This window comes from Paenibacillus sp. FSL K6-2862, assembly GCF_038005125.1.
GTDB lineage: Bacteria > Bacillota > Bacilli > Paenibacillales > Paenibacillaceae > Paenibacillus > Paenibacillus illinoisensis_A.
This window is the reverse complement of the sequence record NZ_JBBOSN010000001.1, coordinates 6,424,271-6,446,903: the sequence shown is the minus strand read 5'-3', so window position 1 is coordinate 6,446,903 and position 22,633 is coordinate 6,424,271. Positions and strand designations below refer to the sequence as shown.

The following is a 22,633-nucleotide window of genomic DNA, read 5'->3' as shown; positions in this document are numbered from 1 at the left end:
ATTGACAGGATAAAAAAATGAGGATACTATGTTTTCATTAGGAAACAATGTTTCTAATAAAAAACAGATGAACAAAAGGACGGATAAAAATGAGAAATATTCAAAATCAATGGGCTCTAGTCACTGGAGCCTCCTCGGGTATCGGACAGGCTTTTGCATTGGAAATGGCTTCAAAGGGACATCATGTCGTGCTTGTGGCCAGATCGGAAGCAAAACTGAAGCAGCTGGCAGAACGCATAGAACGAACATATAAAGTGAGAGCAGAGGTCATCGTAGCAGATCTCTCTGAAGTGAATGCACCACAGCAGATCTATGATGAATGTAAAAATCGGGGCATACGTGTGGATACCTTAATAAATAATGCAGGCTTTGCAACACATGGGTGGTTTGAACAGGTGGATGGCTTGCGCCAGCAGGAGGAGATCTTGCTTAATGTACTGGCTGTAACAAACATGACCCATCTATTCCTGCCGGCAATGCTGCAAACGCGCAATGGAACGGTGATCAATGTCTCTTCCACGGCAGCCTTTCAGCCTGATCCGTTTATGGCTGTATACGGGGCAACCAAATCATTCGTTCTTTCCTTCACAGAAGCATTATACGAAGAGAATAGACAGCGTGGAGTTCGCTTTTTGGCCATATGTCCCGGTGCGACAGAGACGTCCTTCTTTGATGTTGTAAACGCCGAAGAAGCCTCTGTTGGAAAACGGGATACGCCTGAGCATGTGGTAGAAGTGGCGATGAAGGCATTGAAATCGGGTAAGCCTTACGCTGTGCCGGGTGCATCGAATTACTGGACGGCTCAATTGGCCCGTGTTTTACCACGCAGACAGATCCTGCGAGTGGTTGGAGGAATGCTGACTCCGCGTCCTCAGAATGGATAAGCACAAAGGGCACGGGCCTGAATCGATAGGAAAAACGCTGGCAGCAAACATCCTTGCTGTCAGCGTTTATGTCATAACCATTTTAATAATGCCATACAGAATGCTGGCTCCTGCTGCACCGAGTGCAATCAGCTGAATTTTCAGGTCTAATTTATCAAAGCTGAATACTTTCGGAAGCAGCCAGTATAAGCTGATCATTGTCCAGAACGCGTACAAGACTGCTGCAGTAAGCAGCTGTCTCACGGAGATTTCCCTGATTGCGGAACCCAGCAGACCAGGAAAGGTTGCATCACCAATCATTTTCAGATTCCAGCAGGAGAGAAGAAAATAAACAAGCACAACACCCATCGTTCCCACGATCATCAGCGTATCCTTGCTCAGCAGTAGACTGCTGAGGTTACGTGACTTGTTCTTCATCTCCCCGAAACCAACCAGGAAAAAAACGAAGCCTATCACCATTCCTACACCGGCTCCTGTCGTGCACAGCGTATGTAGAACGATACCGAGGACCCCAATTACCCATAACATGTCATCACCTTCTTCACAGCCTTGCGAACTTCCCGCTCGCAGACATACCATGCTGTCCATTCTACGCCTGGCTGTACGGTTCATCAATGAAGTGCCTTCCCTGTTATCTGGTTCCCGTTTTTGAACAGCGTATAGTGAATGACCTCACCGCTCCAGAAATGGAAGGCCAGATCAATCTGCCCAATTTGCAGTTCATTGAGCCATTCCGGCTGCAGAATCAGTTGATTTGTTTCATAAGAAGGTGCAAATGTAGTCAGGAATTCTTTGTAAGGAGTCCAGTTCTGCGGAGCAGTAAACTCTCCAGAGGAATAGACGGCCTCCATGGTAGCGAGTTGATCGCCATGAAAGAGCGTTGGGATGGAGAAAGCCTCTGTAGTACCGAATGCATTCTCCAGCTCGGGCTTGGCCGATACGACGAGCTTCCATGTCCAGTCTGCGCCTTGATTGAACTTCGCCGTGATGATGGCCTGTTTGCCGAGCTGGTCGCCCTTGCTAACCATACGGGATAATGCATCTGCTTGGATAACCAACCTACTCCCGCTGAATGAATAGTCTGCGTTTTGTTTCAACAGCTGCTCACCCGCATAGAGCGATACGAGTTTGGTTCCATTTAACTTGACTGTCAGCTCCGTATCCTGAATGGGGTAGCCTTGTCTCAGGTACAGCAGATCACGATCTCCAATAGCAGAACGGCCTGTCCAGCTTGCCTGAATCATCTCGAATAGAGCCGGATCGGACCACACATACGTCTCCCGGTTCAGATGCTGGCCATTGTCCCACAATATGGACGCGATCTTTTTGTCCTTCAGCTCATGCCCGATGAATTCGAAATATTTTAGCTTCTCGCCCTGTTCAATAACATCCGTATGTTTATCGAATCCCAGAAGTCCGTACTCGCCAAGAATGACCGGAATTCCCTGCGTGACGAGTGTCCTGTACATATTGTTAAACGTGTTGGCCGCATCATTCTTGGTATCGGTATCAAACGTGGTGTGTCCTGCGATATTAACGCTAAATGGCCAGTAACCATAGTAATGCACGGTGGCAATCAGGTTTTTGTCTTTCAGTTCAATGATGTTATGCCTCAAACTGTTCAGCCTTGCCTGTGTCGGTGAACCCTCAAGTGTAGGCAGCAAAAGTGGACGCTCTTCGTTATTGTCGCCTGTGCTGCGAATCAGCTTCACAAACGCCGTGTTTAATTCATGCAAAAGGGCAAGCTGCCTTGGCTCATCGATATTGCTTCCTGCTCCCATATCACCCGCCTGAGTGATTCCACGATTGAAGCGCGGTTCATTCACACTTTCGAACATCAGCCTCAGTGGAGCATCCTTGAATTGATTCGCAATTTGGGTCCACACTGCTGTGTAACGAGCGAGTGCCTGGTCATGATCGGTTTCCAGCTGACTGATCCAGAGATAAGAATCATGATGGAGATCCAACACGACGTACAGATTGGCATCCAGTGCCCATTTGATCACTTCCTGGACCCGTGCCATGTAAGCAGGATCTATCCGGTAATCCGGGACGGCACCAATATGCTGGTCCCAAGTAACGGGGATTCGTATACTTTTGAATCCTTGAGCGGCAATGTTTCCCATTAATTCCGGAGTAACGCGTGGATTACCCCAGTAGGTTTCATCGGGGCCTACCGTATCCAATGAGTTGCCGAGGTTCCATCCGGGCTGCATCTGATCCACAACTGTTTGCAGTGGACCGAAGGCGGTCATTTCATGCTGTCTCTCAAGCTCGGATTGGGCTGCAGACGCAGGTAATGGCAGCAGGATGAACAGATACATCGCGATGCATGTCAGTGTGATGGAGATAGGGCGACTAGGTAATTTCATGGAGGCTCCTTTAGCTTGAGTGATCTCATTATGTTTTCGTCCTATAGATTGACGTAAAGCATTATATCAAAAGGAGTATCGGGATGAGCCATGTATTTTTTACCCAAGTGCCTATTCGTTCTCCGATTCGTACTTATCGCGATGCTGCTTCTTCATTTCAATATAATCGGGATCAGTCTTGGCAATCTCCCACTGTGCCTTGAAGATGGCTGCAGCTTCCGCTTTCACTTTGTCATTCTGATAGGGAAGAATTGAACCGTCCTCTTTCGAATATTTGCGTCCACCTTTATGGTTTGTATATCTCCGGGCCCGTGTATATCCCATCTGCAGAAACTTGCGCGCCATATCCATGCCAACGAAATCATCCTTTTTCTTATATTCCAAAAAAAGCTCGTAGATCTTCTCCGATGATTCGGTCGCGATCTCGGGTGTTTTAAAACGCCAATAGGGCAGAATCTCGCTCTTGTAGGGTTCCACCATCAGCACGCCCTGCTCCCCCCGTCCGACGGTATATAGCTCTGGATGTTTGCGCAAATCGAGCTCTTCGTAATTCAAGGTGTAATCGAATTTTTTCATCGGTGTGGTCCCTCCTTGAGATAACATGTATGGTATTGCCATGCTTGAACATGGAATTCTGTAATAGTGATATAACTTCTACCTCTTTTTACCCCGATTCTTTTGGAACATACACGGTTAATGGGGGACAGAGGAGTAAAACCATAGGAGGGATCATGATATGGGAATGTCTGGCAGATATCTTGTGGTGACAGACGAGTTGATTGAATCGATCAAATCAGGCGAGATCAGTGTGCATGACTGTTCCGTTGATCTGGATATTGATAAAACGTGGCAGATGCTTCAGTTCACCTTAACTGGTAACCTGGTGGACGGAGAGCCGCCTCTCGGATATGTGGTGCCGATGTCAGGGGAACAATATTTGGGGAATTATTCGGACATGGATCTGTTTCTGCTCTCGAACGAACAGGTGCTGGAAGCCTATATGGCTCTGGAGCAGCTGGACCCCGATGAACTGAAGGTACGTTTTGACCTGGACCAAATGATTACGGAAGGCGTCTATCCGGTCATGGAAGGCTGGGATGCAGATGAGACGTTCACAGAGATCGTTCAAACAATGAATGACGTTCAGGCTCTATATCAGGCAACAGCAGCCGCCGGGAATGGAATTGTCTTTTATATTTTCTGAAACGGCTCATAAAGGTGACGCTCCTTCATGTTTAAGCTGCTTCGGTTCGGGTTATTGATAAAAATAAGGCGATTGCCTTGATGATCATCACGAAAATCCGGTAGAAGAGAGGGATTGCGGTATGACACAGGACCAGAATGAAGAGAACAAAGCCATTCAAGACGACGAGCCGGATCCATTTGAAACCCCTGTAACGACAGAGGACAATGAACCGACTGAAGAGGTTGACGAGGAAACCAAAGAGTAATGTACGAGGTCGTCTACAATAAATTCTTATCCAAAGGTCGGACACATTTCCGGCCTTTTTTGGCGTTTTTACGATCCAGTGGTTTACAACATTTACCTGATGGCCTCATAATAGGAATGAACCACATTTTTCCTAAGGAGGAGATCGTATCAAAAATCGAAGGTTAGCCAAGTGGATCGCCGTACCACTCGTTTTGATGATGGTGGCGCTTACGGGATGTCAGGCTGTTGGTGGTGTGGATATTGGTAAAGCCATGGCCAACAGTACAAACGTAAAATCCGGTGAATCTAAACAATCCATGCACATTAACATAGAGCCGGCTAAAGAATTCGCTACCGAGAAAGACAACGAAATGATTGAACTTATTAATTCCGTATCCCTGGACATTGAGAATGCCAAAGTGAAGGATGCCCAAACGGCATCAATCCAAGGCTCGGTGAGTTTCCAAGGAACCAAACTTCCTTTCCACCTTTCCATGGATGAAACCCAAATGGTGATCGACCTGGACGGTGCGCAGAAGCCGCTGTACATATCACTTGAGGCTCTGGAAGGCGCGCAAACACTTCCGATGATGGACACCAAGGCTCTGGAAAAGCAGATCGAGGAGCTCTCTCCCAAATTGCTTTCCTTTGTCCTGAAGCATCTGTCCAATCCGAAAAATATCTCTGTTACGCCTGTACAGGAATCGGTGAACGGTGAGTCCCTCAGCCTCTCCAAGCTCCATATGGAGATCACTGGAGAAGAGATTCTTGCCATGGTTAAACCGTTCCTGACAAGTGTTGCCCAGGATGAGCAAGGACTCAAGGATCTGATCGGCGATCTATATGAGGTGTTCTATCCACTGCTGACAGCAATGAATCAGGTGGAAGAAGTGGACGCAGGAGCCATGACCTCCTTGATGCCAGAATCCAAAGAGGCAGCTGTTGCCACCATGTACCCGATGATCAAGGCAGGACTCGACGAGCTTCTGGTTAACTATGATCAAGGGCTGAACGAATTGTTGAATGAGGTACCTGAGCTGAAGACGGTATTTGGCACAGATACAACGTTTAAACTCGATTTCTATCTCGACAGTGCGCTGAACATCCGTAAGCAAAATGCTGAGTTGAAAGTGGCACTGCCTGCCTCCGAGGATCTGCCTTTGCAATCCGTGACTCTATACGCAGACAGCGAGCAGTGGAATATCGGTGGGGCGGTAACCGTGGATGCGGTTGATACAACAGGTGGCGTAATCGATCTGATGAAGCAAGACATCACTCCTGGACAGATGCTTCGCAACTTTGATTCGAATTCCGTCGTGTACCAGCTGCTGAAAGACGAAGCCGGCATCACTCGGAAGAGCATTATGCTGTATCCGGAAGATGAGGTCTACGGTGCCATTACAGTGAAAAACACAACATTCGTTCCTCTTCGTTACCTGTCCGAGGAATTGGATGCTGAAGTGAAATGGACCAAGGGATCGGATACCATCGTTGTTACTGACGACATTACGGGCAATGAAATTGTCCTGACTGTGGGTTCCAAGAATGCAACGGTTGCAGGCAAGGAAGTAACCATGGTTGAATCCGCCTATGTGGGCAAAAACGGTAAGACTTACGTTCCACTGCGCTTCATGGCAGAGTCTCTTGGCGCAACCGTGGATAAGGAAAAAGAAACCGGCTGGATCTTTATCGATCGGCCATAAGTTATAACATCTGTACGACATTTGTATGTGCGAGAGGGGATTTCAGAGTATGCCAGATTCCTTGTAATGGTTGAGAAGAGTACAACGCGTAAAAATCCGTTAGAACGTTTACGGGATACGTGTGTCCTTTTTTACCCATTACGAGGAGCTTCGGCGTTTCTGAAATGATGAAACGAATCGGGGAGTGCCTCTATTGGAGGTACTCCTTTTTGTCGTGTCATCCCCAATAAATCCCCAGAGGTGTTATATATGAAAAGTCAACTTATCATCCAATGCCAGAACATTACCCTGCGTCCATTCTCGCTGGAAGACCAGGCCGTATTACGTATGTTTACCCAGCAACCTGAGATTACAGATATCCTTCCTGATTGGAAGATGAACGAGGAACAATTGCGTGATTTCCTGCAGTTTGTCGTGGGCAGCTACGAGCGATTTAACCCGGCAGATGTACGTATTATGTTGGCTGTTGAGCATAACGAGGATCAGCGTATTATCGGCTGGTGTGGCGTTTTCCCGAATGACATGCTGGACAGCAGTGACCGTGAAATGGCCTACGCCCTCTCCAAGGGTTACCGGAATAGAGGGTACATTACGGAAGCCGTGCACGCCCTGACGACGTATTTGTTCGAGCATACCCAGCTGAATCGAATTGTTGGCATTGTGAAGCCGTTCAACGTGCCATCTCGCAAGGTGCTTGAGCGTACAGGATTTCGTTATGTTACCCGCAGGAGACTTACTGACGGAGCAGACTATGATTATTTTGAACGGTTCAAAAATAAGGAACAAACTGAGCAGGCAAATTTAATGAAAAATCAATTCGTGATTCGGCTCCGCCGTGCGAGACAAGAGGATGATACTGTACTCGCTGAAATCTGTAAGCGTGCGTTCGAGCATGCGATGAGGATTTGGTCCAAGGGAGAGGGAGATTTGGACAGCAACCTGTGTCCGCCTAATTATTCTTCAATCCGTCTCCACAATTACGTCCTTCGTGAGTGGGATTATTATGTTGTGGAATTGAACGGATGCCCCATTGGAGGAGTTAGCATTAATGTGCTTGGACATAAACATGCAAGACTGGACAAAATATTCATCGACCCGGTTAGCCAGGGACTTGGCTTAGGATCTCAGGTCCTAGAGCTCATTGAAGCCGAGTATCCCCAGATTGAAGTATGGAAGCTGGAGACCTCGGGGAGGCAGCCTGGTAATCATCACTTTTACGAAAAAGCTGGTTATGTCCGTACGTATGCATCGACTGATGAGTACGGATACGAGAAAAGATTATCCAAGACGAGTACTCAGCCCTATCTGGCTGGATCTCCGCAGGTTGGTACAGATGAGCTGAATGCTGAATTCTATCAGGCAAACCTGGAAGGGACGAGATTCAGTTCCAGCAATCTGGCTGATAGCAGAATAACAGACTGTAATATGACTCGCAGCAAATTTACCAATCTCAATATGACTGAAGTGCTACTTGCCGATCTGAGATTAACCAATAGTAGCGTTGAATTTGTGGCTATGGATGGTGTGCAATTTCGTGATACCCATCTTGGGGTGAATAAAGTGCCCATGAACTGGGCGCACTGCGATCTTGGGGGCAGCCGCTTCCTCCATTGCGATCTTACAGGGGTTCGGCTGGAACAGTGTCAAGTCGAAGGGATGAAAATCAATGGAGTTGCCATAGAAGACCTGTTTGCAGCCTACGATTCCCTGAAAGAAGAAAGGTGAATCATTGCCAAGGTTATCGATATCAGGTGTATTTTACGGATTGAAGCATTACTACCTGTGATGAAAAAAAGGGAGAAGGCTACATTGTTAACACTTCCTTTGTAGGCGGCATTCATGCCGTGCCAAACCAGATCGCTTATGTCGGGTGCACAGTCAGCCCAATATGAAGTGCAATCTCCGTCATCAGAAAGCGCCTGTTCCCAGCAAGTTGTTGGGGACAGGCGCTTTTATTAGTATGATCGAATATTAGGCATGCTGAAGAGCCTGCGGCTTTTTGCTGAATCCAGTGCTCCCTGCGGTAAAGCCCATCTGCCGATAGAACTCATGAGCTGCTTCACGGTCGGGACGGTTACCGCTGTTCAAGGAGAGCGAGTCTATGCCTTGGCTGGCGGCCCATTGCTCTGCTGCCAGAATCAGCTGACGGCCTATCCCGGTGCCTCTGAACTGGTCATGCACGATGAGTGCCAGGATGCGGCAGTGCTGACCGTTTTTCTCATACAGGTAAGAGGTTTGCATGCCAATCAATCCGACCACACGTCCACGAACCTCGGCGACGAACGTATTAAAATTTGCATCAGCCGCAATGTGGGCATAACGCTCCTGCATTTCAGCATACGTCGTGGGATAGCCCAGTTGGTCCATGAGAATGACCATATCCTGCAGATCTTCCGTTGAACTGCTGCGTACTGTTACATCCTGGCTCATGATAGCTGTGCCTCCTTATTTCGTTCCTTCAGTGAGAGTTCAATGATGGTATCCAGCAGCTCCGTAAAGGAAATGCCTGCAGCAGCTGCACTTTTGGGCAGCAGACTGTTACGGGTAAGACCTGGAAGCGTGTTGACTTCGAGCACATAAGGCATGCCATCACGGATGATCATATCTACGCGGGCATAGACGCTGCATTTCAGCACACGGTAACAGGCAAGTGCGGCATCTTCCACGCGCTTGTGGATGTCGGCAGGGAGCTGAATCACCTGTTCTTCGGCACCACCGTCATTATATTTGGAACTGTAATCGAAGAACTCGGCGCTTGAACGAATGGAGATGATCGGGAGCATCCTGCCATCTACAATGGCACAGGTAATTTCATCCCCTGCGATATATTGTTCAATCATGACCGTGTCATCCCATTTAAGTGCGGCTTCAACCGCAGCTTGAAGAGATGAAGGCTCTTGAACAACCTGGGTGCCAATGCTGGAGCCGCCTGAGTTGGGCTTCACAACGACGGGATACATCAACTGCTGCACCGCCGTAGATGACAGTTCTTCCAGATGGTTCACCTGCACCCACGTTCCAGTAGGTATGCCCGCATGGTGCATGAGCTGTTTGGACATATCCTTATCCATACATACACTGCTGGACAAGACGCCGCAACCGGTGTATGGAATGCCAAGCGACTCCAGGGTCCCTTGAACTGTACCGTCTTCGCCGTATTTGCCATGCAGCGCGAGTAAGGCCACATCAATACCCGCTGGTTTGTCGATCAGATCCCGTTTGCTGCTTAGCTCAATCGGAATGACCTCATATTTATCTCTGTCCAGATGGGCAATCATCTCCTGTCCGGTGAGCAGGGAAATATCCCGCTCGGAAGATGTACCGCCCATAATCACGCCAACCTTCATGTGTAATCCTCCCATGTTGTTATTCAGCTGCTTCAGCTCATCTGAGCCGCGGTCTCACCAATGATACGGATACCTTTGCGAATATTCTCATCGCTGACCCTGGAGAAGCCCAAGCGCATCGTATTTAACCCCTGACCTGGTTCCAGATAAAAAGTATCGCCTGGCGTGAAGGTCACACCCTTCACCTTGCAGGCAGCCAGCAATTCCCGGGTTCGGTATCCCGGAGGAAATTGCACAAACAAATGCAAACCACCCTCGCCGGAGATCTGGCACATGGGCAGATGCTTGCGCAAGCAGCGCACGACCAGTTCATATTTCCGCTTATATTCCGTGCGGGCCCGCTTCAGATACTTCTCAAAATTACCGTTGCTCAAGTATTGGTAGAGCAGGGATTGGTCCAGTGTTGAGGTGTGAATGCTGCGGGCCCGTTTCATGCTTTCCAAATAATCAATCAGTGCTGCATCTGCAATGACCCAGCCTACCCGCAGCCCGGGAAAGAGTACTTTGGAGAAGCTGCCCAGATAAACCAGTCCATTGCCCTTGCCCGCACTAGCGATGAGAGGGGAGATGTGGGAACCGGAATAACGCAGTTCCTCATTGAACCCGTCCTCAATAATAGGCACTTCGTATTGATTCATTAACCGGATAATCTCTGCACGTTTGGCAGGAGAAGTCACCGTTCCGGTTGGATTGTGATAAGAAGGTACCAAATAGGCCAGATCATACGAACTTGTGAACAGTTCATGTTCCAACTGCTGCAGATTGAGTCCGTCCGGCTCCATGTCCACGCCTGTGAGGTTGAACTCATGAAGCTTCAGATTTTTGATTGCCGTATGATGGGTAGGGTTCTCGCATAGAGCTCTGCCGCTTTGTCTGCGCAAGGCACCAAGCACCAGATCGAAGCCTTCCGTGAATCCGTTGGTAATAAGAATATCCTTGCCGGTCAGGTCAACGCCCTTGTTCTCCATGTACCGGAGCAGATAGTTCATCAAAGGACGGTAGCCTTGTGCATATCCGTAGTTCAGCAGCACTTCGCCTTCGAGAGACATGCGATCAAGGAATGCCCGTTTCACATTATGCAGATCAAACAGCTTTTCATCAGGCGCAATACTGGTAAACGAGATCTCGCCACGTTCTGCACCGGAACCGTGTTTCATCAGGTCGTATTGTTCCGCCTGGATCGCATAGTCGCTTACGCGGCTCTTCCAATCCAACTGCCAGCCATTGGTTGGCTCAGGCGTTTCAATCATGGGGCTGACGTAGTTCCCTTTGCCTTTCACCGCATAGATCAGACCTTCTTCTTCAAGCTCGGCATAAGCAAGCAGGACGGTGCTGCGGCTAACCTTCATCAGTGTACTGAGTTCACGTGTGGAAGGCAGCTTTTGCTTTGCCTGCAGTCCGCCTTTGAGCATCAATCGCTTCATATAATCTTTGACTTGTATATATACAGGGCGGTCCTCCGTCAGTTGCAGATCGGAATACATCCCATCACTCCCTCTGTTTGCTATCTTGCCATATTATAAACCTCACAGAAAGAACCACGATACCTCTGATTCCGTCACGAGGTGGTTATATATCCATGCACATGTAAAAAAGCATCAAAGCGTATGAGCTTTCCGATGACCTATTTCCGCCGAATGAGGACGTCACCGATCCGGCGAGACGTTTTTCGTGACGAGTCGCAAAGTAAGGCTTCGACGGAAGGAGTGTTTCCCGGCCGCTTATCATCCCGTTAATTTCTTTTTCAATGCCTCTATTTTTCTTGCTTTTTCTATAGTAACCTATATTTTAGTATGACCGAAAACGCTTTAAATTTACTATGACGACACCGGAGGATATCCCGCATGGCAAGAATGCTTTTCCCGAGACTTCGCGGCAACAGCCGAGGCTGCCTCGCTTTCGAACCGTTTTTCCTGATTCCGTACAGCATGATGGCGACTTACGCTACGCTGTACATGTATGAGCTGGGCGTTACCGAGACCAATATTGGCTGGATTACCACGCTCGGGCTAATCGTGCAGGTGCTGTCATCATTCATGAGCGGATATCTGACCGACCGAATGGGACGCAAGCGCGCCATCCTCATCTTCGACGTGCTTAGTTGGAGCGTAGCGATGCTGATCTTTGCCTTTTCGCAAAACGTCTGGTTCTTCGTCATTGCGACATTCATCAACGGGCTTCAGCGGGTTCCGCATGTTGCCTTTTATTGCTTGATTGTCGAGGATACCCCGAAAAAGGATCGGACTTACGTTTTCACGCTGCTTCAAATCATCGGCGTCGTCGGCGGTTTGTTCGCTCCGCTCGGCGGTCTGCTGGTCGATTATTATGGACTGGTGGACGGCACACGGATCATGTATGTGCTGTGTTCGGTGCTGATGACCTTCCAATTCATCGGGCGGCACCTGACCACGAAGGAAACGGAAATGGGCTATCGGAAAATGAAAGAGACGAAGGAACTCGGGCTCAAAAAGAGTTTGATCGATTACAGCGGCGCGATCCGAGACCTGTTCGCCAGCCGCAGCCTGATGCTGATCTTCGTTGTTTATATCCTGTTCAACTTCCAAATGACGCTTAAAACGACCTATCTTTCGTTGTATCTGGCTGACTATCTGAAAGTGGATAGCGGACTGATCTCGCTCGTTCCCGCCGTTTCTTCTATTATTATGCTGCTCGCGCTGTGGCTTATCATGCCGAAGATTCCGGCCGAAGGCGAAACGCGCTCCATGATGGCGGGCTTTGCGCTGTCCATGCTTTCGAACGTAATGCTGGTGCTGTGGCCAACGTCGAATCTGGTCTGGATTGGTTTGAGTACCGTGCTTGCCGCCGTCGGATTGATGATCAGCTCGCCGTACCTCGAAGCGGCCGTCCAGAATGCGATCGACGACGAAAAAAGAGCGAAGGTATTCTCGATGCTTTCCGTCGTGATCCTGCTGCTTACTTCCCCGGCCGGTATCGTGGGAGGCTGGGCGTATGCGCTCGATCCACGGATTCCGATCTGGATCATTACGGCTTCTTTTGCTGCTGCGTTTATGTTTTTAATGATTTATTTGAGTCGGGGGAGGGAGAAAGCCCATTTGTAAGGGAATCTGGGGCTCTCCGCTATCGTCTCATAGATGGATTTTTCTGGGACAGTTTAAGAGGTGCCGCTTGGTCGGCGTCTCTTTTTTCTTTTAAATATACTGCGAACTCAAGAATCAATGAGGTTTGGGTTAAGTATACGGAGGTTGTTATAAATGGTTTAAGGAGGACAACGTAAAAAAGCCCTGGCTTCGTGCCGGGCTGTGGGTGTAGCTTGATCCAGTTCTATATAGATCTGCTGTTATGAAGTTATGACTTACTAAGATTGCATGGCATGACCATTCTTCTCTTTGCTAGGATCGATAGCTATCGGTTCTTCTACGTGGATCTAGTTGTTCCTTGCTGACTGGAATTGCAGGCTTTCTAATTCAAATCCACTTCGTACTTCTACATCTACTTCTCTTTCTACGTTACAATCTACAATTAATCTCTTTCTACTTTTGCTTGCTGCAAGGGTCGTATTGATGATGAATCCTAAAAGCTACAGACTTGCAATACGTGCTAACTGTCCTCTTGTTGTGGTGCGCACATTACAGAATACAGTATGAAAAAGATCATGATTCATAGGGTACAATAGACTGAAGTAGATATAAAGACATATGTCTTAGTGCCCAATTTCTTCCTCATACCCCTATAGTACCACTTTGAATCAGGGAAGTTAACCTTTTTTTTGAAATTATTGTCGTAATAGTTGAAAATAGCGTGAATTGTGCATCTTATAGAATGAAATGGTTTCCTGTAATAATGTATGATAGGATGTAAGCCTATAGATAATGAGGAAGTGAACCCAATGATTCAGATTACCGTACCAACACCGGATGTAACCATCACCAAGCAGAAAAACCCGCAGCTTAGCCACATCTACGGTTTCACCGATTTTCACCTGATCACGCGTGAAAAGGGTGGAATCTTCATGTTTTACAATGCCGATGGTGAGCTGTTATTTGTCGGGAAAGCACGAAAATTGAGACCGCGGATCAAGAAGCATTTTGAGGATACCGTTTCTCCAATGAAGAACCACCGGGAAGAAGTGGCGACCATTGAAGTTTGTCTGGTGGAAGATGCCGTAGACCGTGAAATTTATGAGACCTATATCATTAATACGATGCGTGCGAAATACAATGTAGACAAAGTGTTCTACAACTAAGTCTTCTGCCTAGTAACTACAGCAACAACTAGCATTTGCCTGTATCAAGCTAAAAAAAGGTTTTACCCCTGGGACATATGTCCTACAGGGTTGTAACGATGGATAAGGATGTGATCGACCGATTGCATCCAAGTCTGTACTTGAACATAGAAAGATATGAATAGCAGATCACTGGAAATGTAGTAGAACATGAAGAACGTAAAGATTGGTTTTAAAGATTGACCCAATACATAGAAGAGGTGATTGTTTTGATCGGACGCAGTGGTAACCCTACACTCAAGGACAGTACATTTGAAAATACCGGTGGTTATGGAGATGACCGGTACCAGCGTTACATGACGATTAACGGCACAGTGAACAAATCATTCATTACGCTGGTCATCCTGCTCGGCAGTGCATTTGCAACATGGATGATGTTTTTCAACGGTCAGGAAGTCCTTCCTCTGGCCATCGGAGGTGCCATCGTCGGATTTATTCTGGCATTGATTATCTCGTTCAAACCTGTGGCAGCACCCTATCTGGTTCCCGTCTATGCCATCGCGGAAGGCATGTTCCTCGGTGCACTCTCCGCAACCTACGAGTCATTGTACAATGGAATCACCTTGCAGGCTGCTCTGCTGACCATGGCAGTGTTCATCGCCCTGCTGGTAGCTTACAAGTCGAGACTGATCAAAGCTACGGAGAACTTCAAGCTGGGAGTGGTAGCGGCAACCGGTGGCATTATGATCATGTATCTGCTCAGTTTCGTGCTGGGATTGTTCGGTATTACCGTTCCCTATCTGCATGACAATAGTCTGATTGGAATTGGGATTTCTGTCGTAATCGTTATCGTGGCGGCACTGAATCTGGTGCTTGATTTTGACTTTATTGAGAGTGGCGCTGAACAAGGTGCTCCAAAATATATGGAGTGGTACGGCGCATTTGGGCTTATGGTTACCCTGGTATGGCTGTATATTGAGATTTTACGTCTGCTCAGCAAGCTGCGGAGCAGGGATTAGGAACGAATAAAAACAATTGAGATAACGGATCAAATCCAAGAGCTAACGCGTGCATCGTCACGTCGTTGGCTTTTTTTATACATATGGATGACGATGATCATTCGAACTGAAACGGGTGCACATATTTCCATATATGGATTGACTGAGAGGAAAAGAATATGATACTTTAATTGATAATGATTATCATTGTCGATAAATGGTGAATCAGTCAAACTGACCTCAACGTACGCTGTACGCTTCATATTAAGATGATCAAACAGATCGAGAGGAGTGGCCTCATGTTACTGGAGAATGAATTGCACCGTGCTGTGCGAGCCCCCGTTATGAGTCGCAGCCCCAAGACGGACCTTGCTGGAGTAAAAACCTATATGGACGAGCATTACAATGAAGCATTGTCTATTGCCGATCTTGCTCAGAGAGCAAATATCAGTCCGAAGTATTTTGTTGATCTATTCAAAAAAACCTACGGTCTCAGCGCGATGGAGTATCTGACAGATCTCCGCATTAACCGGGCCAAGCGTTATCTGAAGGAATCCGGATATAAACTGCGTGATATTGCGCTCAGAGTCGGATACAGCGATGAATATTATTTCAGCCGCAAATTCAAAAAGGAAGTCGGCGTTTCTCCTTCCGATTATGCCAAGAACGCCAGAAAGCGCATTGCCACCTGCTCCTCCAGCGTCATCGGACAGCTGCTGGCCCTCAATGTCATGCCCATTGCTGCGCCCATCGATCCGAAATGGACAGCGTATTATTATAACGCGCATCGCACGGAAATCCAGTCCCATCTTAAACTTACAGATCCTTATACCAGCTGGAGATTCGAAGCGAACATGGAGCGGCTTGTGCACATACGGCCGGACGCCATCATTGGTACCGATCAACTCAGTGAAGAAGACCAAGCTGGACTTGCCGAGATTGCGCCTTGCTGTTTTGTACCCAAGCATCAGACTGATTGGCGTGAACAGCTGCGCATGATAGCTGCGTTCCTGGAACGGGAGGAACAGGCAGAACAGTGGATTGATCTATATAACAAGCGGGTAGAGAAAGCGCAGCAATCCGTGCAGAAGGAAGTGGGATGCGAGAAGGTGGTTGTGATCCGGGTATATGGACAGCGCCTTTATCTCTATAGCAATCCGGGGATTGAGGAGGTGCTCTATGGTGCATTGCAGCTGGAGACTTTTCCCGATGCCAGCACCAATACACCGCTGACGCTGGAACAATTAAATGTAATGAATCCGGACCGGATCCTGATCATGGTATGTCCCGAGGCCGTATCGCGGGCTTACTGGCTCAGTCTGCAGCACTCGCCAGTATGGAGACAGCTGAACGCTGTGCGTCAGTATCAGACGCACCTGATCACTGGCGATCCTTGGTTCGATTACTCTGCAGTAGGCGTTATGCGGATGCTGGATGAGGCTTTGCTCATTTTCACGGGATATTGTCCAAATATATATCTGGATAACGTCCATGGTGATTCACGAGCGACATGACATATAATCCATCTATCTAAATGAGAATGTTTATCAAGGGGGAACTATCATGCATCAGCAGCAAAAAGAGAACGGGCAACGTTTCGCTCCAAGTAGGTGGATTAATCATCGGCTGTCAGCCTTGATTGCGCTCGTATTAATGGTTGGATTAATGGCAGCCTGTGGCTCCACATCAGAACATGAAGGAGCAGCGCAACAGGAGCAGAAGACAGCCGAGGCCTCCACAACAGCCTCATCAGAAACGGCCGTACAAGAAGAAGAGGCAGCAGAAAGTGCGGCTGGCGAACGGACTGTAAAAGACGAAATGGGACATGATGTGGTGGTTCCTGCCAAAGTGGAGCGTGTATTTGCACCTTATCTCGAGGATTCCCTGCTTACACTCGGCGTCAAGCCCGTTGCTCAATGGGCCAGCGGCACCCAAGGGCATGTTTACTTACAGGATCAGCTAAGTGATGTACCTACACTCGATTTCTCAAGTGGGCTGCCTTCGCCTGAAGCGTTGATGGCTTACAACCCGGATTTTATTATCCTGCACACGTCGAATTATGCTGAGAACGGTGTATATGAGAGTTATTCGAAGATTGCACCAACCTATGTATTTAACAATGCATCGGGTGATGTGGAGAAGTCACTGGAGGTCATTGGCGATCTGCTTGGCAAAACAGCTGAGGCAGAGCAAGCCATCGAGACATACCACGCCAAGGTAGACGCTGCGAAAGCAGAGATCGCCAAGGTAGCGGACGGCAAGAAAGCGGCCATTATCCGCTTTGCTCCCCGCGGAATCAGCATGATGGGCGGAAACTATTTCAGCGGCTATGTCGTATACGAACAGTTGGGACTCGGCAAGCCCAAACTTGTCGAAACGGAGAACAGCGCGATTGTCTCCACCGAAGTGCTGCCCGAGATTGACGCGGATTATATTTTCACCGTTGAACAGGGGCCAGGCAGCATGAAAGAGATGACGGATACCAAAGTGTGGCAGAGCATGCCTGCTGTTAAAGCGGGAAATGTATATGCTGTCGAGCCGGCACCATGGCTGGGCGGCGGACTGATTGCCTATGGTCATGTCATTGACGATACATTGAAGGCATTGACCCCATAATAGCGATGAATCAGCTCCTTCTCGGAGGGCCCGGAACCGGATATTATTTCTGTGTTCGAGGTGTCACGGGGAGGAGCTGTTGTTTTTTTAAAGGGATAAATAAATCAAGAAAAATATGTAAATATGGAGATAATCAAAATGAATTCTGGATATCGTCCATGGGACAGCTGAAATCACTCTTTTATAATTGGTAATGAGAATCAATATCATATAAAACAATATGATCTATATACACATAGCCATGCGAGTTGAACAACGAGGAGGATCTATCCGTAATGACGTTTCAGCCCAATCAATCAGTCTCAGGTGCCCTTGAGCAGATGGCACGCAGTGCTGTTCCCATTCCCCGTTCAGAACAGTGGACGATGAAATCGAGAGCGGGGAATCATGCTTATCAGATCATGGTATATCAACCCGCAGAGGCCGCCCCGCCGTCTGGATATCCTGTGATCTACCTGCTCGACGCTAACTCTGTCTTCGGCACGATGGTGGAAGCGGCTCGCATACAGGGACGCAGACCAGAGAAGACCGGGGCACTCCCGGCCATCATCGTTGGAATCGGGTACCCGACTGCCGCTGCGTTCTCGCCTCATCGGTATTACGATTTTACTCCACAGGCCACGACGGAATATACCCACAAGTCGGATGGAACAATTCTGCCTGAGCAGGGGGGAGCGGATGCTTTTCTGCAATTCATAGAAGAGGAACTGAAGCCCGACATGGAGCAGCAGTTCAACATAGATCGGAACAGACAGGCCATTTTTGGCCATTCTCTTGGCGGGTTGTTCGTTCTGCACACTCTTTTTACCAAGCCGGACGCTTTCCGTTACTACATTGCCGGAAGCCCTTCGCTTCATTGGAACCAGAAGGTGATGCTGGCCGAGGAACAGGAGTTCATCGCAGGTCTGGAGCAGCATCCGATCAACGTTAAGGTCTGGATTGGCATGGGCGAACAGGAGAAGAATCATCCTGCCCGCAACAATGACAAGGCATCGGCTTTAACGGAACGTCTAACTGCACTGAAACATCCGGGGCTCGATATCCAATACACCGAGTTCGAGGAAGAGAATCATGTCTCGGTGCTGCCGTTTCTGATCAGTCGTACGATACGTTTGGCCTGCAGTCCTGAAGCGTAGGGGCGAAAGAATAAGATGTTTGCTTGAGTCAGGTACGGGATTGGCCGCTTTTCGATTGGCTGAGATAACATGGATGATCCAATCGAGTTCAACAATGAATCAACGTTCAACAGGCAGTAAGTCAGGGGAGGTACACAGCGTGAGTTATACAGGAATTCATGGAAAAGTAGCTCTGGTCACCGGTGCAGCACAGGGAATCGGCGAAGCGGTTGCCAGAGCTCTGGCTGAACAGGGTGCAGTTGTAGCGGCAGTAGATATTCGGGAAGAGCAGCTGGAACAGCTGGCTGTGGATCTTAATCATCAAGGCCATCAGGCGGCTGTTTATCCTGCTGACATTGCGAATCGCCAATCGGTGGACGATACCGTACAGCGAATCGAGGCAACACTTGGACCGATTGGCATTTTGATCAATGCGGCTGGTGTGCTGCATACAGGTACAGTGGCATCCCTGAGTGACGAGGAATGGACAAGAACGTTCGATGTGAATACCCACGGTGTATTTTATATGTCACGTGCAGTTGTGCGAAATATGGCGAAGCGCCAATCGGGAACGGTGGTTACTGTGGGTTCGAACGCCTCGGGCGTACCCCGAATGCACATGTCGGCTTATGCAGCCTCCAAGGCAGCGTCCACCATGTTTACCAAATGTCTTGCACTTGAATATGCGGAGCAGCATATCCGCTGCAATATTGTATCTCCAGGGTCAACGGACACGCCCATGCAGCGGGCATTATGGCAGGATGATCATGGCGCGCAGGCCGTGATTGCAGGATCGCAGCAGGCGTACCGTCTCGGCATTCCTCTGAACAGGCTGGCATTGCCTTCCGATATCGCGGAAGCCGTACTCTTTTTGGCGTCAGACCAGGCGAGACATATTACCATGCATGATTTGTGTGTAGATGGAGGCGCCACACTCGGCGTCTGAATCAAGATAAGGAGATGATGAATATGTCAAAAGCGGGTGCAATCGCAGCAACCTCCGCCTTACACCTTCTGGAACAATATCGGGAGGGGACATCCTTTTTCTGGTCTTCACCGCAGCACACGTTGCTCGCTCAGGGTGAACGATTGAGGTTTCCTGTCTCCGCTGTTCAGCAGCAGGTGGAATCTGATTCCTCAGAAAACATCGATCATGCCCATGGCAAACACGTGGAAGGAGTACATTTTGTTATTGAACAGGTTCGCAACATGATTCAGGAAGCACAGCAAACGGGCCTTCGAAATCCAATTGTGGTGGGAGCGATACCTTTTGATCCGAGTCAGTCCTCTGCCGAGCTGATAATCCCGGAAACGGTGCAATGGGCAGAACCTCCAAGCCATGCTGCAAACGAATCATACGAGAGGCGCCCGGCGGCGGCTGGCTGCGAGATTGAGGAAGTGCCTGGGGCGGAGACGTATCAACGAAGTGTCAATCATGTACTGAGGCAGATGGAGCAGGGAGAACTCGACAAAGTTGTATTATCCCGCACACTACGTGTGGTCTCAAATGATCTCGTGGATATACATCAGCTTCTGCGTAATTTGTTCAGGGATAATGCACACGGGTATACGTTTGCGGTTCCCATGAGGAAAGTTTCCGAAACAGAAAGTACTATAACAACGTTAAAAAGCGACGATGATGAAGTCAATCACCAAGGAACACGTACGTTTATTGGCGCAAGTCCGGAGCTGTTGGTTACTCGAAAAGGCACCATCATACGGGCGAATCCGCTGGCTGGCTCCGCTGCCCGTAGTGATGACCCTGCTGAGGATCGCCGCCGCGCAGAAGCGCTGCTGGCTTCAGCCAAAGATCGGCATGAGCATGCTGTCGTCATTGATGCTGTTGCTGCCGCACTCCGACCTCTTTGCAAACAACTGATCGTTCCGGCAGAGCCCTCCTTGATCCAGACAAGCACGATGTGGCACCTGTCTACCGAGATCCATGGAGAATTGCTGAATAGAGATATTTCGTCACTGGAGGTGGCCTTTGCTCTCCATCCGACCCCGGCTATCTGCGGAACGCCTGTATTAACGGCCAGAGAGGCCATTGGATCACAGGAACCGTTTGATCGCGGACTGTTCACCGGCATGGTTGGCTGGTGCGACAGCGAGGGCGACGGGGAATGGGCTGTAACCATCCGCTGTGCGGAAGTGGAGGGCAATGAACTTCGATTATTCGCTGGGGCAGGCATTGTAGCGGGCTCCACACCGGAAGCGGAACTGGCAGAGACCTCCGCCAAATTCAGAACAATGCTGCTAGCTATGGGTCTGGACTCCACCGTATCCCGTTTGAAGGAGGAATAAAAAGATGCTGCCAGGATATCAGGCTTGGCCTGAAGAGTTTGCAGAGTTTTATCGTCAGGAAGGTTGCTGGGAGGGCATTACATTTGGAGAAATGCTCCGGCAGCGTGCGGATGGTTATGGCAATCGTACTGCCATTATTAGCGGTGGAGAGCAACTAACCTATGCAGAGTTGGACATACGAGTCGACCGATTGGCGGCAGGGTTGTATGCCGAGGGAATACGGAAATATGACCGCGTTATAGTGCAGCTGCCGAACATGCCCGCTTTTGTTGAAGTGATCTTTGCCCTGTTCCGTCTGGGAGCACTACCGGTGTTTGCACTTCCTTTGCATCGGAAAAGTGAAATCGAGTACTTCGCCCGCTTCTCTGAGGCTGTTGCTTATCTGATCCCGGATCAGGATGGAGGATTTGATTATCGCAAACTTGCAGCAGAAGTTCAGGCAGAGGTGCCGAGCCTTAGACATATCATCGTGGCGGGAGAGGCCGGTGCATTTACTAAGCTTGAGGATTTATATATTGATCCCGTTCAGCTGCAGGATGATCAACCTGTCTCTTCGGATGTAGCCTTTCTTCAGTTGTCTGGTGGAAGCACTGGACTGTCCAAGATGATCCCGCGCACCCATGATGACTATATCTACAGTCTGCGGAGAAGCGTCGAGGTCTGCGGACTCAGCCCGGAAAGTGTATACCTGGCTGTTCTGCCTGTAGCACATAATTACCCTCTAAGTTCACCAGGAATACTAGGCACGCTCTATGCAGGAGGTACAGTTGTGCTGTCACGAGGGTCAAGCCCGGATGAAGCTTTCCCGCTCATGAAGGAGCATCAGGTGACCATCACGGCGCTGGTGCCGCCGCTCGCCCTGATCTGGCTGAACGCGGCCGCTGCGAGAGGAACCAAGCTGACATCACTGAAGGTTCTCCAGGTTGGTGGAGCCAAATTCAGTGCGGAGGTGGCTGGACGCGTCAGACCTGTCCTGGGCTGCACACTACAGCAAGTTTTTGGCATGGCCGAGGGGCTGGTGAACTACACCCGTTTGGATGATCCCGATCACATCATTATTAACACACAGGGCAAACCGATGTCCCCCTACGACGAGGTAAGAATTGTGGATGACGAGGATATTGAAGTGGAGTTGGGGCAATCCGGGCATCTCCTGACCCGTGGCCCCTATACCATTCGTGGTTATTTCAAGGCCGAAGAGCACAACGCAAGATCCTTCACCACAGATGGGTTCTATCGTACTGGAGATATTGCGAGCTTAACACCCGAGGGTTACCTCATTGTGGAGGGCCGGGCGAAGGATCAGATCAACCGTGGCGGAGACAAGGTGGCTGCCGAGGAAGTGGAAAACCATCTGCTGGCTCATCCGGGGGTTCATGATGCAGCACTGGTGTCCATGCCGGATGAATATTTAGGCGAGCGCTCCTGTGCGTTTATCGTACCCAGCGGCGAGCCTCCTGCTGCTGCCGAAATCAAGTCCTATCTGCGCAGTCGCGGCCTGGCGAGCTACAAAATCCCGGATCGAGTTGAGTTTGTCCAATCTTTTCCGAAGACGGGCGTCGGCAAGGTTAGCAAGAAGGCACTTCGCGAGATGCTGACGATGAAGCAGCCCATATAACGATCATGATGCAGGGCTACGCTGAAACGGTTTGAAATAA

At 49.0% G+C, this 22,633-nt stretch carries 20 protein-coding genes; 14 read left to right on the top strand and 6 right to left on the bottom strand.

Translation table 11 applies throughout. From position 1 onward, the window contains the following. The first annotated feature begins 89 nt into the window (after window positions 1-89). On the top strand, window positions 90-884 hold the full coding sequence (locus MHB82_RS29145) for an SDR family NAD(P)-dependent oxidoreductase (protein WP_341176486.1): 795 nt from the start codon (window positions 90-92) through the stop codon (window positions 882-884). Window positions 885-950: 66 nt separating this feature from the next. On the opposite strand, the gene MHB82_RS29140 is transcribed toward MHB82_RS29145, so the two are convergent. The 3 genes from MHB82_RS29140 to MHB82_RS29130 all read right to left on the bottom strand — a co-directional run bounded on the left by MHB82_RS29140 (window position 951) and on the right by MHB82_RS29130 (window position 3,832). Beyond that, on the bottom strand, window positions 951-1,499 hold the full coding sequence (locus MHB82_RS29140) for a hypothetical protein (RefSeq protein ID WP_341176485.1): 549 nt from the start codon (window positions 1,497-1,499) through the stop codon (window positions 951-953). Continuing rightward, window positions 1,496-3,256: a cellulase family glycosylhydrolase gene (locus MHB82_RS29135; protein ID WP_341176484.1), complete on the bottom strand. Its 1,761-nt coding sequence runs from the start codon at window positions 3,254-3,256 to the stop codon at window positions 1,496-1,498. The genes MHB82_RS29140 and MHB82_RS29135 overlap by 4 nt, the downstream gene beginning before the upstream one ends. Before the next feature lie 111 nt (window positions 3,257-3,367). Next, window positions 3,368-3,832 (bottom strand): DUF4385 domain-containing protein, encoded by a 465-nt coding sequence (locus MHB82_RS29130; RefSeq protein ID WP_110758278.1) that lies wholly within the window; start codon window positions 3,830-3,832, stop codon window positions 3,368-3,370. Between the two features lie 160 nt (window positions 3,833-3,992). Here MHB82_RS29130 and MHB82_RS29125 point away from each other — a divergent pair, with 160 nt between their 5' ends. The 4 genes from MHB82_RS29125 to MHB82_RS29110 all read left to right on the top strand — a co-directional run bounded on the left by MHB82_RS29125 (window position 3,993) and on the right by MHB82_RS29110 (window position 8,116). Continuing rightward, window positions 3,993-4,460 (top strand): YfbM family protein, encoded by a 468-nt coding sequence (locus tag MHB82_RS29125; RefSeq protein WP_341176483.1) that lies wholly within the window; start codon window positions 3,993-3,995, stop codon window positions 4,458-4,460. 121 nt (window positions 4,461-4,581) lie between these two features. Next, window positions 4,582-4,707, top strand: a complete 126-nt coding sequence (locus MHB82_RS29120; protein ID WP_341176482.1) for a hypothetical protein — start codon at window positions 4,582-4,584, stop codon at window positions 4,705-4,707. 196 nt (window positions 4,708-4,903) lie between these two features. Next, window positions 4,904-6,391, top strand: a complete 1,488-nt coding sequence (locus tag MHB82_RS29115) for a copper amine oxidase N-terminal domain-containing protein (RefSeq protein WP_095360251.1) — start codon at window positions 4,904-4,906, stop codon at window positions 6,389-6,391. A 249-nt stretch (window positions 6,392-6,640) separates the two neighbouring features. After that, complete coding sequence (locus tag MHB82_RS29110; protein WP_341176481.1) at window positions 6,641-8,116, top strand: GNAT family N-acetyltransferase; 1,476 nt, start codon at window positions 6,641-6,643, stop codon at window positions 8,114-8,116. Window positions 8,117-8,362: 246 nt separating this feature from the next. Here MHB82_RS29110 and MHB82_RS29105 read toward each other — a convergent pair whose 3' ends face one another. From MHB82_RS29105 to pdxR, 3 genes are read right to left on the bottom strand one after another with little or no spacing between them, the layout of a single operon-like run. Continuing rightward, window positions 8,363-8,821 (bottom strand): GNAT family N-acetyltransferase, encoded by a 459-nt coding sequence (locus MHB82_RS29105; protein WP_341176480.1) that lies wholly within the window; start codon window positions 8,819-8,821, stop codon window positions 8,363-8,365. After that, complete coding sequence (locus tag MHB82_RS29100) at window positions 8,818-9,738, bottom strand: D-alanine--D-alanine ligase (protein ID WP_341176479.1); 921 nt, start codon at window positions 9,736-9,738, stop codon at window positions 8,818-8,820. The genes MHB82_RS29105 and MHB82_RS29100 overlap by 4 nt, the downstream gene beginning before the upstream one ends. Before the next feature lie 32 nt (window positions 9,739-9,770). Then, on the bottom strand, window positions 9,771-11,222 hold the full coding sequence (gene pdxR, locus MHB82_RS29095; RefSeq protein WP_341176478.1) for a MocR-like pyridoxine biosynthesis transcription factor PdxR: 1,452 nt from the start codon (window positions 11,220-11,222) through the stop codon (window positions 9,771-9,773). A gap of 360 nt (window positions 11,223-11,582) precedes the next feature. Here pdxR and MHB82_RS29090 point away from each other — a divergent pair, with 360 nt between their 5' ends. The 9 genes from MHB82_RS29090 (at window position 11,583) to MHB82_RS29050 (ending at window position 22,593) form a co-directional block, all read left to right on the top strand. Beyond that, window positions 11,583-12,818 carry an MFS transporter gene (locus tag MHB82_RS29090; RefSeq protein WP_341176477.1) on the top strand — a complete coding sequence of 412 codons (1,236 nt, stop codon included), beginning with the start codon at window positions 11,583-11,585 and terminating at the stop codon, window positions 12,816-12,818. Between the two features lie 788 nt (window positions 12,819-13,606). Further along, window positions 13,607-13,963, top strand: coding sequence for a nucleotide excision repair endonuclease (locus MHB82_RS29085; protein WP_341176476.1), 357 nt, complete (start codon window positions 13,607-13,609; stop codon window positions 13,961-13,963). Window positions 13,964-14,211: 248 nt separating this feature from the next. Then, on the top strand, window positions 14,212-14,961 hold the full coding sequence (locus MHB82_RS29080) for a Bax inhibitor-1/YccA family protein (protein WP_341176475.1): 750 nt from the start codon (window positions 14,212-14,214) through the stop codon (window positions 14,959-14,961). Window positions 14,962-15,239: 278 nt separating this feature from the next. Next, complete coding sequence (locus MHB82_RS29075; RefSeq protein WP_341176474.1) at window positions 15,240-16,454, top strand: AraC family transcriptional regulator; 1,215 nt, start codon at window positions 15,240-15,242, stop codon at window positions 16,452-16,454. Between the two features lie 49 nt (window positions 16,455-16,503). After that, entirely contained in the window at window positions 16,504-17,556 is a 1,053-nt protein-coding gene (locus tag MHB82_RS29070) for an ABC transporter substrate-binding protein (protein ID WP_341176473.1), read from the top strand. Window positions 17,557-17,831: 275 nt separating this feature from the next. Beyond that, entirely contained in the window at window positions 17,832-18,692 is an 861-nt protein-coding gene (locus MHB82_RS29065) for an alpha/beta hydrolase (protein WP_341176472.1), read from the top strand. A gap of 139 nt (window positions 18,693-18,831) precedes the next feature. Next, the gene (locus tag MHB82_RS29060) at window positions 18,832-19,617 is read left to right on the top strand and encodes a 2,3-dihydro-2,3-dihydroxybenzoate dehydrogenase (protein WP_341176471.1); all 786 of its coding nucleotides are present in this window, start codon (window positions 18,832-18,834) and stop codon (window positions 19,615-19,617) included. 23 nt (window positions 19,618-19,640) lie between these two features. Next, a complete protein-coding gene (dhbC, locus tag MHB82_RS29055; protein WP_341176470.1) occupies window positions 19,641-20,975 on the top strand; it encodes an isochorismate synthase DhbC in 1,335 nt (444 codons plus the stop codon). Window positions 20,976-20,979: 4 nt separating this feature from the next. Further along, window positions 20,980-22,593 (top strand): (2,3-dihydroxybenzoyl)adenylate synthase, encoded by a 1,614-nt coding sequence (locus MHB82_RS29050; protein WP_341176469.1) that lies wholly within the window; start codon window positions 20,980-20,982, stop codon window positions 22,591-22,593. Window positions 22,594-22,633: the final 40 nt, after the last annotated feature.